12 protein-coding genes are annotated in these 14,569 nt (G+C 64.8%); 3 read left to right on the forward strand and 9 right to left on the reverse strand.

Going from position 1 to position 14,569, the window contains the following annotated elements; all coding sequences use genetic code 11:
• Positions 1-74: 74 nt before the first annotated feature.
• From IB274_RS13210 to IB274_RS13230, 5 genes are all read right to left on the reverse strand, one after another.
• Positions 75-2,117 carry a GGDEF domain-containing protein gene (locus IB274_RS13210; protein WP_192432400.1) on the reverse strand — a complete coding sequence of 681 codons (2,043 nt, stop codon included), beginning with the start codon at positions 2,115-2,117 and terminating at the stop codon, positions 75-77.
• Positions 2,114-2,986 carry an endonuclease/exonuclease/phosphatase family protein gene (locus tag IB274_RS13215; protein WP_192432401.1) on the reverse strand — a complete coding sequence of 291 codons (873 nt, stop codon included), beginning with the start codon at positions 2,984-2,986 and terminating at the stop codon, positions 2,114-2,116. The genes IB274_RS13210 and IB274_RS13215 overlap by 4 nt, the downstream gene beginning before the upstream one ends.
• Positions 2,987-2,998: 12 nt before the next feature.
• The gene (locus tag IB274_RS13220; RefSeq protein WP_081518825.1) at positions 2,999-3,640 is read right to left on the reverse strand and encodes a thiol:disulfide interchange protein DsbA/DsbL; all 642 of its coding nucleotides are present in this window, start codon (positions 3,638-3,640) and stop codon (positions 2,999-3,001) included.
• Between the two features lie 179 nt (positions 3,641-3,819).
• Positions 3,820-4,425, reverse strand: a complete 606-nt coding sequence (locus IB274_RS13225; RefSeq protein WP_192432402.1) for a c-type cytochrome — start codon at positions 4,423-4,425, stop codon at positions 3,820-3,822.
• A gap of 46 nt (positions 4,426-4,471) precedes the next feature.
• Positions 4,472-4,762, reverse strand: a complete 291-nt coding sequence (locus tag IB274_RS13230) for a c-type cytochrome (RefSeq protein WP_017521244.1) — start codon at positions 4,760-4,762, stop codon at positions 4,472-4,474.
• A 180-nt stretch (positions 4,763-4,942) separates the two neighbouring features.
• Between IB274_RS13230 and yihA the strand changes: the two genes are divergently transcribed.
• A complete protein-coding gene (gene yihA, locus IB274_RS13235; RefSeq protein ID WP_045213409.1) occupies positions 4,943-5,605 on the forward strand; it encodes a ribosome biogenesis GTP-binding protein YihA/YsxC in 663 nt (220 codons plus the stop codon).
• A 277-nt stretch (positions 5,606-5,882) separates the two neighbouring features.
• Here the strand turns inward: yihA and polA are convergent, their stop codons facing one another.
• A complete protein-coding gene (polA, locus tag IB274_RS13240) occupies positions 5,883-8,633 on the reverse strand; it encodes a DNA polymerase I (RefSeq protein WP_192432403.1) in 2,751 nt (916 codons plus the stop codon).
• 74 nt (positions 8,634-8,707) lie between these two features.
• Between polA and IB274_RS13245 the strand changes: the two genes are divergently transcribed.
• Positions 8,708-8,995 carry a DUF2782 domain-containing protein gene (locus IB274_RS13245; protein ID WP_192432404.1) on the forward strand — a complete coding sequence of 96 codons (288 nt, stop codon included), beginning with the start codon at positions 8,708-8,710 and terminating at the stop codon, positions 8,993-8,995.
• A 34-nt stretch (positions 8,996-9,029) separates the two neighbouring features.
• Positions 9,030-9,980 (forward strand): homoserine kinase, encoded by a 951-nt coding sequence (locus tag IB274_RS13250; RefSeq protein WP_192432405.1) that lies wholly within the window; start codon positions 9,030-9,032, stop codon positions 9,978-9,980.
• Positions 9,981-10,234: 254 nt separating this feature from the next.
• Here IB274_RS13250 and IB274_RS13255 read toward each other — a convergent pair whose 3' ends face one another.
• The 3 genes from IB274_RS13255 to IB274_RS13265 all read right to left on the reverse strand — a co-directional run bounded on the left by IB274_RS13255 (position 10,235) and on the right by IB274_RS13265 (position 14,504).
• Positions 10,235-10,921, reverse strand: a complete 687-nt coding sequence (locus IB274_RS13255) for an NrdJb (protein ID WP_017521239.1) — start codon at positions 10,919-10,921, stop codon at positions 10,235-10,237.
• 17 nt (positions 10,922-10,938) lie between these two features.
• Positions 10,939-13,086: an adenosylcobalamin-dependent ribonucleoside-diphosphate reductase gene (locus IB274_RS13260; protein ID WP_192432406.1), complete on the reverse strand. Its 2,148-nt coding sequence runs from the start codon at positions 13,084-13,086 to the stop codon at positions 10,939-10,941.
• 488 nt (positions 13,087-13,574) lie between these two features.
• A complete protein-coding gene (locus tag IB274_RS13265) occupies positions 13,575-14,504 on the reverse strand; it encodes a zinc ABC transporter substrate-binding protein (protein WP_192432407.1) in 930 nt (309 codons plus the stop codon).
• Positions 14,505-14,569: the final 65 nt, after the last annotated feature.

Below are 14,569 nucleotides of genomic sequence, written 5' to 3' on the forward strand. Positions count from 1 at the left end.
AAGATTTTCCCGCATGAACGGAAGTGCTTCCCTGTAGGAGCGAGCTTGCTCGCTCCTACAGGGAAGGGATGCGATCAGTCGACTTCGAGGCGATTGCGCCCGCCGCGCTTGGCGCGGTACAGCGCCTGGTCGGCGCGTTCGAACACGGCCTCGGCGCGCTCGCCGTCGCGGAACGCCGTCAGACCCGCCGAGCAGGTGATGCTCAGGCGTTCGCCCTTGAAGTGGAACGGGCAGGCTTCGATGGCGCCGCGCAGCACGTCGAGCAGTTGTTGTCCGCCGTCCAGCGGCGTGGCGGGCAGCAGCACGACGAACTCCTCGCCGCCGTATCGTGCGATGAAGTCGGTCTTGCGCACGCGCTTGGCCAGTTCGTTGGCGATGATCTTCAGCACCTTGTCACCCGCGAGGTGGCCGAAGTCGTCGTTGATGCGCTTGAAGTGGTCGACGTCGAGCACCGCCAGCAGCAGGTCACCGCCGTAGCGCTCCCAGCGCGAGACCTCCAGCTCCAGCCGCTCGCTCAATGCGGCACGGTTAGGCAGGCCGGTCAGGGCATCGGTCATGGCCTTCTGGCGCTGGTCCTCGATGTTCGCCTGGAAGTTGCGGGCCTCCTCTTCCATGCTGGTGACGCGGGTCACCAGCGACTGGATGCGCTCGCCCACTTCGCGCTCACGGACTTCGCGCTCCTCGCGGAAGCGGTCCATGGTGCCGACCAAGCCCTGCAGGCGCGACTCGACATTGCGCTTGAGGCCTTCCAGGTCGGTTGCCTCCAGCACGCTTTCCTTCAGGCCGCTGACCTGTTCACGCAGGGTATCGTCCAGGTCGCGGGCGCTGGAGCTGGAGCCACTGTGGTTCTCCTGGACCACCTGCAGGCCGTCGAGGAAGGTGCCCAGGCGTTCATTGAGCTGGTGCAGATAGCCTTCGAACTCGCGCTGGCCGCTGTCATTGAGCGACAGCACCAGGACGCCCAGGTCATCCAGCACCGGCACCAGTTCGTACCAGTTGAGGCTGCCATGGATGCGCGAGCGCAGCTCCTCGGCCTGGATCTGCTGGGCGGCCGGCAGGTGCATCTCGTCCAGCAGGCGCAGCAGGCTCGCCTCGATGTGCGGCGCTACGGCGCTGTAACCGGGCTCCGGGCGTGGCGGCAGAGCGTAGGGATCGTTGGCCTGGCGCGCGTCTTCCGGCGTGCCGAACAGGCCGGGCGGCACCGGCAGGCTGTCGAGCAAGTTGGAATCGTCGTGGACGGCAGACTTCGCTGCGGGCGCCGGAACCATTGCCTCTGCCATGGCAACAGGTTCGGGCAGCGAGGTCGCAGATGGTGCGGCGACGGATTCTGGCGCGAGAGTCGAAGCCACGGCGTCGGCCCGTTCCAAGACGGGCTCGGCAACCGCTTCAGCGCCCACCTGCTCGGCGCGTGCAGGTGCAGGTGCAGGTGCAGGTGCAGGTGCAGGTGCAGGTGCAGGTGCAGGTGCAGGTGCAGCAGGTTGGGCGACAGCGGGCAACGGCTCAACCATCGCTGCTTCGTCGATGGGCGTGGCTTCTAGCGTTGCTGCGGGCGCAGTGGCCACCGATTCCGGTAAGTCTGCGTCGTCGTTGTCCCGGCTGCCGAACAGCCGTTGGAGGAAGCCGGGGCGTTGCTCGCCGCCGCCATTGCCAAAATGGTCCAGCACCTGCCGCTGCAGGCGGCTGAGTTCGGCCAGAAGCGCAGGAAGTTCGCGGGAGGAACTGCCGCGGCTGGGAATGTCCTTGGACAGGCGCTTGAGTGGCTTGCGTACGTCGCCCGGCATGTCCAGTGACAACAGTTGTTGCGACAGCTGGCTGAGCGCGGCGATGTTCTGCTCGACGCGCTGCTGGCGGCGCTGCTCGGAGTCGAGCACGGCCTTTTCCAGCTGCGGGATCAGGCGCGACAGGCCGGCGTCCATATCGTCGCGGCGCAACACTTCGCGCAGCTCCTTCATGCAGGCGTCCACTGCCTTGTCGCTGCCCTCGGCCGCCAGGCTGCTGCGCACCAGGCCGCGGCGCAGCAGGTCGAGACGGGCATCCCAGCGGCGCTCGAGCTTTTCCTGCTGCTCGAGGTTGTCCAGGTATTTCTGTTTCCAGCGTTGGTCGTCGTCGCGACTCATTCAGGGGCCTCGCCGCGCAAGGCGAGCGACGAGGACGAACGCAGGGCATCCGGCAGGCGGATTTCTACGGCCACGGGCAGGTGGTCGGAAATCGGGTGCGGGAGGACACTGACGCGTTCCAGCGCCAGCTCGGAACTGAGCAGGATGTGGTCCAGGCAGCGCTGCGGGCGCCAACTGGGGAATGTAGCCTCGACCTGCGGGGCGATGAGCTGGAGGTCGCGCAATGGCGAGCTTTCCAGCAGGTCGGTGGCATGGGTGTTCATGTCGCCCATCAGCACGTGGTGGCGGTAGTCCTGCAGCAGCTCGCGAATGTAGGCGAGCTGGCGGGTGCGGGTCCGCGCGCCGAGGGCCAGGTGCATCATCACCACGGCCAGCGCGTCCTTGCCTTCGCCGAAGCGCATGAGGATCGCACCGCGTCCGGGCGGGCCGGGCAGCGGGTGGTCCTCCAGCGCGGTGGGCTGCAGGCGGCTGAGCAGGCCGTTGCTGTGCTGGGCGATGCGCCCGAGATTGCGGTTGAGCTGCTGGTACCAGTAGGGGAAGGCACCGAGCTGAGCCAGGTGTTCGACCTGGTTGATGTTGCCGGAGCGGATGCTGCCGCCATCAGCTTCCTGCAGCGCGACCACATCGTAGTCAAGCAGCAGATCGCCGATGCGCTGGAGATTGCTGGCGCGCCCGGCGGTCGGCAGCAGGTGCTGCCAGCCGCGGGTCAGGTAGTGGCGGTACCTTTCGGTACTGATGCCGACCTGGATGTTGAAGCTGAGCAGGCGAAGCCGGCCGTCGTCGGGCAGACCGGCGGATGTCCCATGGGCGGCATTCACCCGCGGGGCGCAGGCCCCCGCGACACGATCACGAGTCCGCCGGCGCAGCATCGTCTTCGGCCCTTACTGAGCGGCCTTGGCGTCGGCGCGTTCCTTGGCGATCAGCTGGTCAGCCAGCTGCAGCGCCTCGTCCGGGCCACCGGCCGAGCCGATGTCGAAGCGGTACTTGCCATTGACCACCAGGGTCGGCACGCCGCTGATCTGGTAGGCCATCGCCAGTTTCTTGGCCTTTTCGATCTGGCCCTTGATGGCGAAGGAGTTGTAGGTGCTCAGGAACTTGTCCTTGTCCACACCCTGTTCGGCGACGAAGTCAGCCATTTCTTCCGGGGTGGTCAGGGCTTTGGGGTTGTTGTGCAGCTTCTCGAAGATCGAGTGGTGCACCTTCTTCTCCACGCCCATGGATTCCAGGGTCAGGAACAGCTGGCCGTGGATGTTCCACAGGCCGCCGAACATGGCCGGAATACGCACGAAGTGAACGTCGGCCGGCAGCTTCTCGACCCACGGGTTGATGGTCGGCTCGAACGCGTAGCAGTGCGGGCAGCCGTACCAGAACAGCTCCACCACCTCGATCTTGCCGGGCTGGGAGACCGGAACGGCCTGGTTCAGCTCGGTGTAGTTCTTGCCAGCTTCGAAGTCGGCGGCGTTCGCGTTGACGGCGAACAGGCCGGCGAAGGCAAGAGCGGCGGTGAAAATCAGGTTACGCATGGTTCACTCCTTGGCTGAGCGGAACCGCCACGCTGCACGCGGCGGGATGAAGCGGTTTGACCGGAGGGGCCAGACACGGTTCCAGCATTGTAGTGGGGGCGGATGCAAAAAAGGGCGGCCTGAGCCACCCTTTTTTTCGAAGCAGATTTTCGATCTGGCGTTTCCGCCACGAGGGCTGCTTAGTGCAGGCCTTCGATGTAGCTGGAGATCGCGGCAATGTCCTTGTTGGACAGTTTGGCGGCGATGCTGCGCATGATCATGGCGTCGCCGTCGTTGGTGCGCTCGCCTTCGCGGAAGGCGGTCAGCTGCTTGACGGTGTACGCCGCATGCTGGCCACCCAGGTGCGGGAAGCCGGCTTCAGCGTTGCCCTGACCAGCCGGGTTGTGGCAACCGGTGCAGGCCGGCATGCCTTCGGCGAGCTTGCCGCCACGGAACAGGGCTTCACCCTGCGCGACCAGCTTGGGATCGGCGGCGCCGACGCTGCCGTTCTGGCTGGAGAAGTAGGCGGCGATATCTGCCAGGTCCTCATCGCTGAGGTTGGTCAGCAGGCCGGTCATTTCCAGCACGGTACGCTTGCCGTCCTTGATGTCGTGCATCTGCTTGAGCAGGTAACGCTCACCCTGCCCGGCCAGTTTCGGGAAGTTGGGCGCCATGCTGTTGCCATCGGCGCCGTGGCAGGCACCACAAACAGCAGCTTTCGCCTGACCGGCCTTGGCATCGCCAGCGGCGTTCGCCACACCGACAAGACCCAGGGTCAACAGCAGACTCACGATCAATTTGTTCATCAGCTAATCCAATAACGGCTAAGGGTGAAAGAGTAAGGCCTGGGAGTTACTTCGACATCCACTGGATAATTGTCTGGTAATCCTCGGCGCTGCAGTCGGTGCACAGGCCGCGAGGCGGCATCGCGTTGAAACCGTTGGTCACATGTTGCACCAGCGTGTCCATGCCCTTGTCCAGGCGTGGCTTCCAAGCGGCGGCGTCGCCCTTTTTCGGCGCCATTGGCAACTGACCATTGTGGCAGGCGCCACAGGCTCTGTTGAAAACGGCTTCCGGATCCTGGGCCGCCAGGGCGCTGGATGCCAGCGCGGCAACGATGGCTGCGAACAGCAGTTTCTTCATGATTATCCTCATCGCAGGGAACATCCGCGTTCTTGATTGCGCGGACTCCAACGTTCCCGTGTGGCTCGACCCTGGGGGATAAAGCGCACACAAAATCCGCGGCATTATATACTTCAGATGCCCAAACGGAAACGAAACCGCCCCCCGCGACACCGCGTCGCACCCGCCGCGAAGTTACCCATGTCCTCGAATAACGCTACGAAAAACCCGATTCTCGGCCTCTGCCAACAGGCCACTTTCCTCATTTCCGCCGCCAAGGTGAACCAGTGCCCGGAAGACTCCGGCCTGGAAGTCGCCTTCGCCGGCCGCTCCAACGCGGGCAAGTCCAGCGCGCTGAACGCGCTGACCCACGCGAACCTGGCGCGAACCTCCAAGACCCCCGGCCGCACCCAGTTACTGAACTTCTTCCGCCTGGATGACGAACGCCGCCTGGTCGACCTGCCCGGCTACGGCTACGCCAAGGTGCCGATCCCGCTGAAGCTGCACTGGCAGCAGCATCTGGAAGCTTATCTCTCCAGCCGCAATGCGCTAGCCGGCGTGGTGCTGATGATGGATATCCGCCACCCGCTGACCGACTTCGACCGCCTGATGCTCGACTGGGCGCAGGCCAGCCAGCTGCCGATCCACGTGCTGCTGACCAAGGCCGACAAGCTCGCCTACGGCGCGGCGAAGAATGCGCTGCTCAAGACCCGCAAGGAAATCCTCGATGGCTGGGGCGATGTCGCCACCCTGCAGCTGTTCTCGGCGCCCAAGCGCCAGGGCGTGGAAGAGGCGCAGCTGGTCCTGGCCGGCTGGCTGGGGCTGCTGGATGAGGAAGAAGAGGAGGCCGGCGAGGAGGCCTGAGGCCGAATCGCAGGCAAAAAAAACCCCGAGCTTCGTATGGGGAGGGGGAAGTTCGGGGTTTAAGTCCGGACCGCTAGGGCGGGGTCCAGTAATCTGCCAACACTAAACACTGCAAAGGAGCATCGAAGGGCTTCACCAGCCATTCACGAGTTCTGACTCGGCTCTTCGCGGGAAAGTTCAGCGGGTCACAAAAGATTTTTTCGGGCCGGCCCCCAAGGGCCTGAACAATCGTGCCAGAAGGCCCGGCTGACGGGCCTTGTGACCGTTCGTCCAGTCGTCAGTGTGCCTCGTCCCAGTTCACCCCGACACCGGCTTCGACGACCAGCGGTACGTCCAGTTCCGCCGCGCCACTCATCAGCGGCCGAATGCCATCACGGACCTGATCCACCAGGTCCTCGCGCACTTCCAGGACCAGTTCGTCGTGTACCTGGAGGATGACGCGGGCATCGATGGCGCTTTCCTGCAGCCAGTTATCCACAGCCACCATCGCGCGCTTCATAATGTCCGCGGCCGTGCCCTGCATCGGCGCGTTGATCGCCGTGCGCTCGGCGGCCTTGCGCATGGCGCCGTTCTTCGAGGCGATTTCCGGCAGGTACAGGCGACGGCCAAAGAGGGTTTCGACGAAGCCCTGCTCGGCGGCCTGGGCGCGGGTGCGCTCCATATAGGCCAGCACGCCCGGGTAGCGGGCAAAATAGCGGTCGATGTAGGCCTGGGCCTCCTTGCGCTCGACGCCGATCTGCTTGGCCAGGCCGAAGGCGCTCATGCCGTAGATCAGGCCGAAGTTGATCGCCTTGGCGCTGCGGCGCTGATCGCCGGTCACCTCATCCAGCGGCACGCCGAAGACTTCGGCGGCGGTGGCACGGTGCACGTCGCGGTCGTGGCGGAAGGCGTCCAGCAGGCCTTCGTCCTTGGCCAGGTGGGCCATGATGCGCAGTTCGATCTGCGAGTAGTCCGCCGCCAGCAGCTTGTAGCCCTTGGGCGCAACGAAGGCCTGGCGGATGCGCCGGCCTTCGGCGGTGCGGATCGGGATGTTCTGCAGGTTCGGGTCGCTGGAGGACAGTCGACCGGTCGCCGCCACAGCCTGGTGGTAGCTGGTGTGGATGCGCCCGGTGCGCGGGTTGATCTGCTCCGGCAGCTTGTCGGTGTAGGTGCTCTTGAGCTTGCTCAGCGAGCGGTACTGCATGATCACCTTGGGCAGCTCGTAATCCTGCTCGGCCAGCTCGGCGAGGACGGCCTCGGCGGTGGACGGCTGGCCGGTGGCGGTCTTGGACAGCACCGGCAGGCCGAGCTTTTCATAAAGGATGGCGCCCAGCTGCTTGGGCGAGCCGAGGTTGAACTCCTCGCCCGCCAGCTCGAAGGCCTGGCGCTGCAGCTCAACCATCTTCTCGCCCAGTTCGACGCTCTGCTTGCCCAGCAGATTGGCATCGACCAGCGCGCCGTTGCGCTCGATGCGCGCCAGCACCGGTACCAGTGGCATCTCGATTTCGGTGAGGACTTTCGCCAGCGACGGGATAGCCTCCAGCTTCTGCCACAGGGTCTGGTGCAGGCGCAGGGTCACGTCGGCGTCTTCGGCGGCGTAGGGGCCGGCCTGTTCGAGGGCGATCTGGTCGAAGGTCAGTTGCTTGGCACCCTTGCCGGCGATGTCCTCGAAGCGGATGGTGCTGTGGCCCAGGTACTTGAGCGCCAGGCTGTCCATGTCGTGACGGGTCGCGGTGGAGTCCAGCACGTAGGATTCGAGCATGGTGTCGAAGGCGACGCCCTGCACGGCGATGGGCGTCGAGGCGTTGGCCAGGACGTTCATGTCGTACTTGGCGTGCTGGCCGACCTTGCGCTTCTTCGGATCCTCCAGCAGCGGCTTGAGAGCCTGGAGTACCGCGTCGCGGTCCAGCTGCGCCGGCACGCCCATGTAACTGTGGGCCAGCGGCACGTAGGCGGCTTCGCCCTCCTTGACCGCGAAGGACACGCCCACCACCTGAGCCTGCTGCGGGTCGAGGCTGGTGGTCTCGGTGTCGAAGGCGATCAGTTCGGCGGCTTCCAGCTTCTTCATCCAGGCGTCGAACTGCGCTTGCTCCAGGACGATCTCGTAGTTCTTCTGCGCTGCCGCCGCCGGAGCCTCCTCCAGCGCCAGCTGCGGGCTGCCGGCCTTGGCTGCCTCGCGCTGCAGTTCATCCAGCCCGGTCTTGAACTCCAGGGTGCGATACAGCTCGGCCAGGGCCTCGCGGTCCGGCTCGCCGGGGTGCAAGGCATCGATCTCGATGTTCAGTTCGACATCGCACTTGATCGTGGCGAGCTGGTAGGACAGGTAGGCCATGTCCTTGTGCTCTTCGAGCTTGGCCGGCAGGCCCTTGGCGCCGCGAATCGGCAGTTCGGGCACCTTGTTCAGGCTGGCGTAGAGCACATCCAGGCCGCCACCGACGCCGGTGAGCAGGCCAAGGGCGGTCTTTTCGCCGACTCCGGGCACGCCGGGGATGTTGTCGACCTTGTCGCCCATCAGCGCCAGGTAATCGATGATCAGCTCAGGACCGACACCGAATTTCTCCTTAACGCCATCCACGTCGAGCGAGCTACCGGTCATCGTGTTGACCAGCGTAATGTGCCCGTCGACCAGCTGCGCCATGTCCTTGTCGCCGGTGGAGATCACTACCGCCCGGCCGCCGGCCGCGCTCTGTCGGGCCAGAGTGCCGATCACGTCGTCCGCTTCCACGCCCTCCACGCAGAGCAAGGGCAGGCCGAGGGCGCGCACGGTAGCGTGCAGCGGCTCCACCTGCACGCGCAGGTCGTCCGGCATCGAGGGGCGATTGGCCTTGTACTCGGCGAACATCTCATCGCGGAAGGTCCCGCCCTTGGCATCGAATACCACTGCGAAGGGGCTATCCGGGTATTGCTTGCGCAAACTCTTGAGCATGTTCAGCACGCCCTTCACCGCTCCCGTGGGCATGCCGGTGGAGGTCATCAGCGGCGGCAGGGCATGGAAAGCGCGATACAGGTAGGACGAGCCGTCCACGAGGACGAGGGGTGCTTGGCTCATGAGGGGAATCAACCTTTTCAGAAGGGCTCGGGCTAAAATGTCCGTAGCCAATTCGACAAAGGGACAAGGTTATCATGCGTACGTTGAACCGCCTGTTGCTCGCCGCGCTGCTGGGTCTTGGCGCAAGCTCCGTCATGGCGGCGGACGATGCCCCGACGCCGGAACCGGATGTGACCATCCGCCAGGAAGGCGACAAGACCATCCAGGAATACCGCGTGAACGGATTCCTCTACGCCATCAAGGTCGTGCCCAAGCACGGCAAGCCGTACTTCCTGGTGCGCCAGGACGGCAGCGACGGCAACTTCATCCGCTCGGACCAGCCCGACAAGCTGATTCCGCAGTGGCAGATCTTCAGCTGGTAAACCTTCCCCTCCACGACGCTCCAGAGGATTGAGCATGTCGGTATTCACACCTCTGGAACGTCCGGTCCTGGAAGACTTCCTCGCCCCCTACGGCCTCGGCCGCCTGCGGGACTTCCGCGGCATTGCGGAAGGCTCTGAGAACAGCAACTTCTTCGTCAGCCTGGAGCAGGGCGAATTCGTCCTGACCCTGGTGGAGCGCGGCCCGGTGCAGGAGATGCCGTTCTTCATCGAACTCCTCGACGTCCTGCACAAGGCCGACTTGCCCGTGCCCTACGCCCTGCGCACCAAGGATGGCGAGGCGCTGCGCCAGCTCGAAGGCAAGCCGGCGCTGCTGCAACCGCGCCTTGCCGGCCGTCACGAACGCTCGCCGAACAACCATCACTGCCAGGAGGTCGGCAACCTGCTGGCACGCCTGCACCAGGCGACCCGCGAGCGCATCATCGAGCGCCCCAGCGACCGTGGCTTGAGCTGGATGCTGCATGAAGGCGAGGCGATGCAGTCGCACCTGTCCGGCAACGCCGCGAGCTTGCTGGGCGATGCGCTGGAAGAAATCGCCCGCCTGCTCGCCGAGCAACCGGCGCTGCCGCGCGCCAACTTGCACGCCGACCTGTTCCGCGACAACGTGCTGTTCGACGGCCCGCACCTGGCCGGGGTGATCGACTTCTACAACGCCAGCTCCGGCTGGATGCTCTACGACCTGGCAATCACCGTGAACGACTGGTGCTCGACAGACGACGGCGCCCTCGACGGCCCGCGTGCCCGCGCCCTGCTGGCGGCCTATGCGGCCAAGCGGCCGTTCACCGCGCTGGAAGCTGAGCTTTGGCCGGAGATGCTGCGGGTGGCTTGCGTGCGCTTCTGGCTGTCGCGACTGATCGCCGCCGAGGCATTCGCCGGGCAGGACGTGCTGATCCACGACCCGAGCGAGTTCGAGCGCCGCCTGGCGCAGCGGCAGAAGGTGGGGATTCATTTGCCGTTTGCGTTGTGATTGGCGCAACGCAAATGCTGAACCTGTAGGAGCGAGGGGGACGCCATCGTTATTGCTCGCGAACAGCCCCGCTGCGGAGTTTGTTCGCGAGCATGCTCGCTCCTACAGAAAGGCAGGCCGGTGTGAGGCGGGTAGGGTGAAGATCGAACGGGAAGCCGGCATCCCTGCCGCGGCTCCTCTGCCCAGGGTCAGCCCCGGCCCGGCCATCCATGGCCAGTCGTTCGCCCTTCAAAACGCATGCGTTTTGAGCGAGCTCACCCGCACTTCGAATGCCCACAGTTCAGGCAGGTCGCGCAGCCATCCATCTGCACCACCGCCATGGTGTTGCACTTGCCGCACAGCTGGGCGCCAGCGGGGAAGCCTTCGCCGGGCTCGGCCTTGTTGGTGCCTTGGGCGGCTTCGTAGGCGGCGCGTTTCTCGGCGAGGTACAGGCGCTGTTCCTCGTCCAGCTGCGGGCCTTCCATCAGGCCGATGGCGACCAGGTGGCGCTCCACCACGGCGCCGATCTCGGCGACGATCGATGGCATATAGATGCCGCCGCGCTTCAGGTAGCCGCCACGCGGGTCGAACACCGCCTTCATTTCTTCGACCAGGAAGGTGCAGTCACCGCCCTTGCGGAACACCGCGGACATGATCCGGGTGAGCGCAACGATCCACTGGAAGTGGTCCATGTTCTTGGAGTTGATGAAGATCTCGAAGGGCCGGCGCTGTTCATACGGGGTGTCCGGGTTGAGCACCACGTCATTGATGGTCACGTAGAGCGCATGCTCGAACAGCGGCGACTTGATCTTGTAAGTCGCACCGACCAGCAGCTCCGGCCGTTGCAGGGTTTCATCCATCTTCACCACGGCGGCGGCCGCGGCGGCTTCCACACGGGCCTTTTCCTCGGCCACGTCCACCACCTGGAAGCCTTTGATCTTCTGGTTGATCTTGACGCTCATAGCTTTCTCCAGGGGTATCAGTACTTGCCGTAATAGCCTTCTTTCAGGGCGTCGAAGAGGTTGGCGGCGGTATGGATCTCGCCGTCGTATTCCACTTCCTCGTTGCCCTTGAGCTCCACCACGCTACCGTCTTCCAGCTCGAAGCGGTACAGCGTCTTCTCCAGGTCCGACTCCTTCACCAGCACGCCCTGGAAGGCCGCCGGGTTGAAGCGGAAGGTGGTGCAACCCTTCAGGCCCTGGCGCCAGGCATAGCGGTAGATGTCCTTGAAGTCCTCGAACGGGTAGTCGGTGGGGACGTTGGCGGTCTTGGAGATCGACGAATCGATCCACTTCTGCGCGGCGGCCTGGATATCCACATGCTGCTGCGGGGTGATGTCGTCGGCGGTGATGAAGTAGTCCGGCAGACGGTGCTTCTCTTCCTCGGCGCCCGGCACCGCGTGGTTATCCACCTGGTCACGGTAGGCCAGCAGCTCGTAGCTGAAGACCGAGATCTTTTCCTTGGTCTTGCGTCCGGGGCGGATCAGGTTGCGCGAATAATGGTGGGCGAAGCTCGGCTCGATGCCATTGGAGGCGTTGTTGGCCAGGCTCAGGCTGATGGTACCGGTGGGCGCGATGGAGCTGTGGTGGGTGAAGCGCGCGCCGTGCTCGGCCAGTTCCTCGATCAACTGCGGCGCATGCTCGGCAACGCGCTGCATGTAGCGCGAGTATTTGGCGTGCAGCACGCGGCCGGCCACCTTGTCGCCGACCTTGAGGCCATCGGCCTTCATTTCCGGACGCTTGCGCAGCATCTCGGCGGTGACTTCGTATTCCTTCACCAGGGCCGGTGCCGGACCTTTCTCGCGGGACAGCTCCAGGGCCACTTCCCAGCCAACCAGGGCCATCTCACGCGCCACTTCCTCGGTGAACACGCAGGCTTCCGGGCTGCCGTAGCGCAGCTTGAGCAGCGTCAGCGCCGAGCCCAGGCCGAGGAAGCCCATGCCGTGGCGACGCTTGCCGAGAATTTCCGCGCGCTGCTGCTCCAGCGGCAGGCCGTTGATCTCCACGACGTTGTCGAGCATGCGGGTGAACACGCGGACCACTTCGCGGTAGCGTTCCCAGTCGAAGCGCGCGTTGTCGCCGAAGGCGTCGACCACGAAGGTCGTCAGGTTTACCGAGCCCAGCAGGCACGAGCCATAGGGCGGCAGCGGCTGCTCGCCGCAGGGGTTGGTGGCGCGGATCGCCTCGCACCACCAGTTGTTGTTCATCTCGTTGACCCGGTCAATGAGGATGAAGCCGGGCTCGGCGTAGTCATAGGTGGACACCATGATCATGTCCCACAGGTGCCGCGCCTTGACCCGCCCGTAGACCTTGCAGGCGACGCGGCCGTCATCGCCTACCAGGTAGTCGTCATGCAGCGGCCAGTCGCGCCAGACCACTTCCTCGGCGTTCTTCAGGTCGACTTCGTCGCGCTCCTTCTGGTGGATCGGGAACACCAGCGGCCAGTCCTCGTCATCCTCCACGGCGTTCATGAAGCCGTCGGTGATCAGCAGGCTGAGGTTGAACTGGCGCAGGCGGCCGTCTTCGCGCTTGGCGCGGATGAACTCGCGCACGTCCGGATGGCTGACGTCGAAGGTGCCCATCTGCGCGCCACGCCGCCCCCCGGCGGAGCTGACGGTGAAGCACATCTTGTCGTAGATATCCATGAACGACAGCGGCCCGCTGGTGTGCGCGCCGGCGCCGGAGACGTAGGCGCCACGCGGGCGCAGGGTGCTGAATTCGTAGCCGATGCCGCAGCCGGCCTTGAGCGTCAGCCCGGCCTCGTGGACCTTCTCCAGGATATCGTCCATGGAGTCGCGGATGATCCCCGAGACGGTGCAGTTGATGGTCGAGGTGGCCGGCTTGTGCCCCTGGGCGCCGGCGTTGGAAATGATCCGCCCGGCCGGGATGGCGCCGTTGCGCAGGGCCCAGAGGAAGCGCTCGTACCAGTGCTCGCGCAGGGCCTTGTTGGCCTCGACGTCGGCCAGGGCGCGGGCGACGCGCTGCCAGGTCTCGTCGACGCTGCCGTCGATGGGGTCACCGCTCTTGTGCTTCAAGCGGTACTTGCTGTCCCAGATATCCTGCGAGGCAGGCTGCAGGGCGAGAACTCCTGGGTTGGCGCCGCGTTGGCGCGCATCGGTCTTGGCCATCCGGGAAAGAACCTCCTGTCGGTTGGGTGGCAGTCGCAAATGGAGCGCGAGTAGACCCCATATATAGGCATGGATTCCTGATCACCATCAACATCTTGTGTCAGGCAACCTCAAGTAGACACCATAGACAATTGAACGGCGAACGCCGTCAAAGATGCGGAAAGCCGACGATTGGTGGGGAATCAGGGGAGGAAATTACGGGAAATTTCAGGCAAGGAGGGTGCGACGATCAGGCGCGGCAGAAGCGATTACTTGAGCGCTCGATGCATCACGCAAGCATCGAACCTTGTAGGAGCGAGCTTGCTCGCGAACCCGCCTTGCAGCGGAGCATCAGGTCGCCCTGATTCGCGAGCAAGCTCGCTCCTACGAAAGGCAGCAACGTAGGGCGGATAAGGCGGAACGCTTTATCCGCCATCCGAAGCCCATCGGCGAATAACGCCCGAGGCGTTATTCGCCCTGCGATCGGGAAACTCCGGCAGCAGCTCGACTCAGAGCTTCTCCAGGCACCCCGCGAACTCATCCGCCAGGTTGCCCAGCAGCTTTTCGTAACCCTGGGCATCCACCTTCACGCCCACGCCCAGGTCATCCAGTTCGGCCAGGCGCACCGGCAGGCCCTGGCTCAGGGTATCTGCCAGGCGCGGGCGAATCGGCGGTTCGCTGAAGATGCATGACGGGCCGGCCTTCTGCAGCTGTGTGCGCATGGCCGCCACGTGGCGGGCGCCCGGCTGCACATCGGCGGAGACTGCGAACACCCCGGCATGGCGGAGGCCATAGGCTTCCTCGAAGTAGTCGAAGGCCTCGTGGAAGACGAAGAAGGGCTTGCCCTTGAGCGGTTCGATGCGCTGTTTCAGGCGCGCGTCGAGAGTTTCCATGCGCTCATCGAAGGCCTTCAGGTTGGCCTGATAGCGAGTGGCGTTGGCCGGGTCGGCGATGGCCAGGTCCTCGGCCATGCGTGCGGCGATCACCTGGGCATTGGCGGGCAATAGCCACAAATGCGCGTCGATCATGCCGGGCCGGTGATCATGATCATGGCCGGTCTCGTCGTCATGGTCCGGATGGTTCGACTCGCTGAAGTCGGCGAACTTGCGCAGGTGCATGCCGGCCTGGTCCTGTACGGCCACGCTCGGGCCCTTGCGGCTTTCCAGCACCTTGGGCAGGAAGTTTTCCAGGCCCTGGCCGACCCAGTAGAACAACTGGGCATCACGCACGCGGCGGATGTCCGAGGGGCGCAGCGAGTAGCTGTGCGGCGAGGCGCCCGGCGGCAACAACACGTCCGGCGTGCCTTCGCCATCCTGGATGGCGGCGGCGATCAGTTGCAGCGGCTTGATGCTGGTCAGCACGCTGACCTCGGCGCGCACGGGGAGGCTGAGCAGCAGCGCGCAGGCAGCGGTCAGCAGGGCGACGGGACGGAAGGACACGGCGGCACTCACACAGGGGAGACATGAAAGAGTAATATAATAACGTCTCTGAACCCGAGCGTCGC

Source organism: Pseudomonas sp. PDM18, assembly GCF_014852585.1.
GTDB lineage: Bacteria > Pseudomonadota > Gammaproteobacteria > Pseudomonadales > Pseudomonadaceae > Pseudomonas.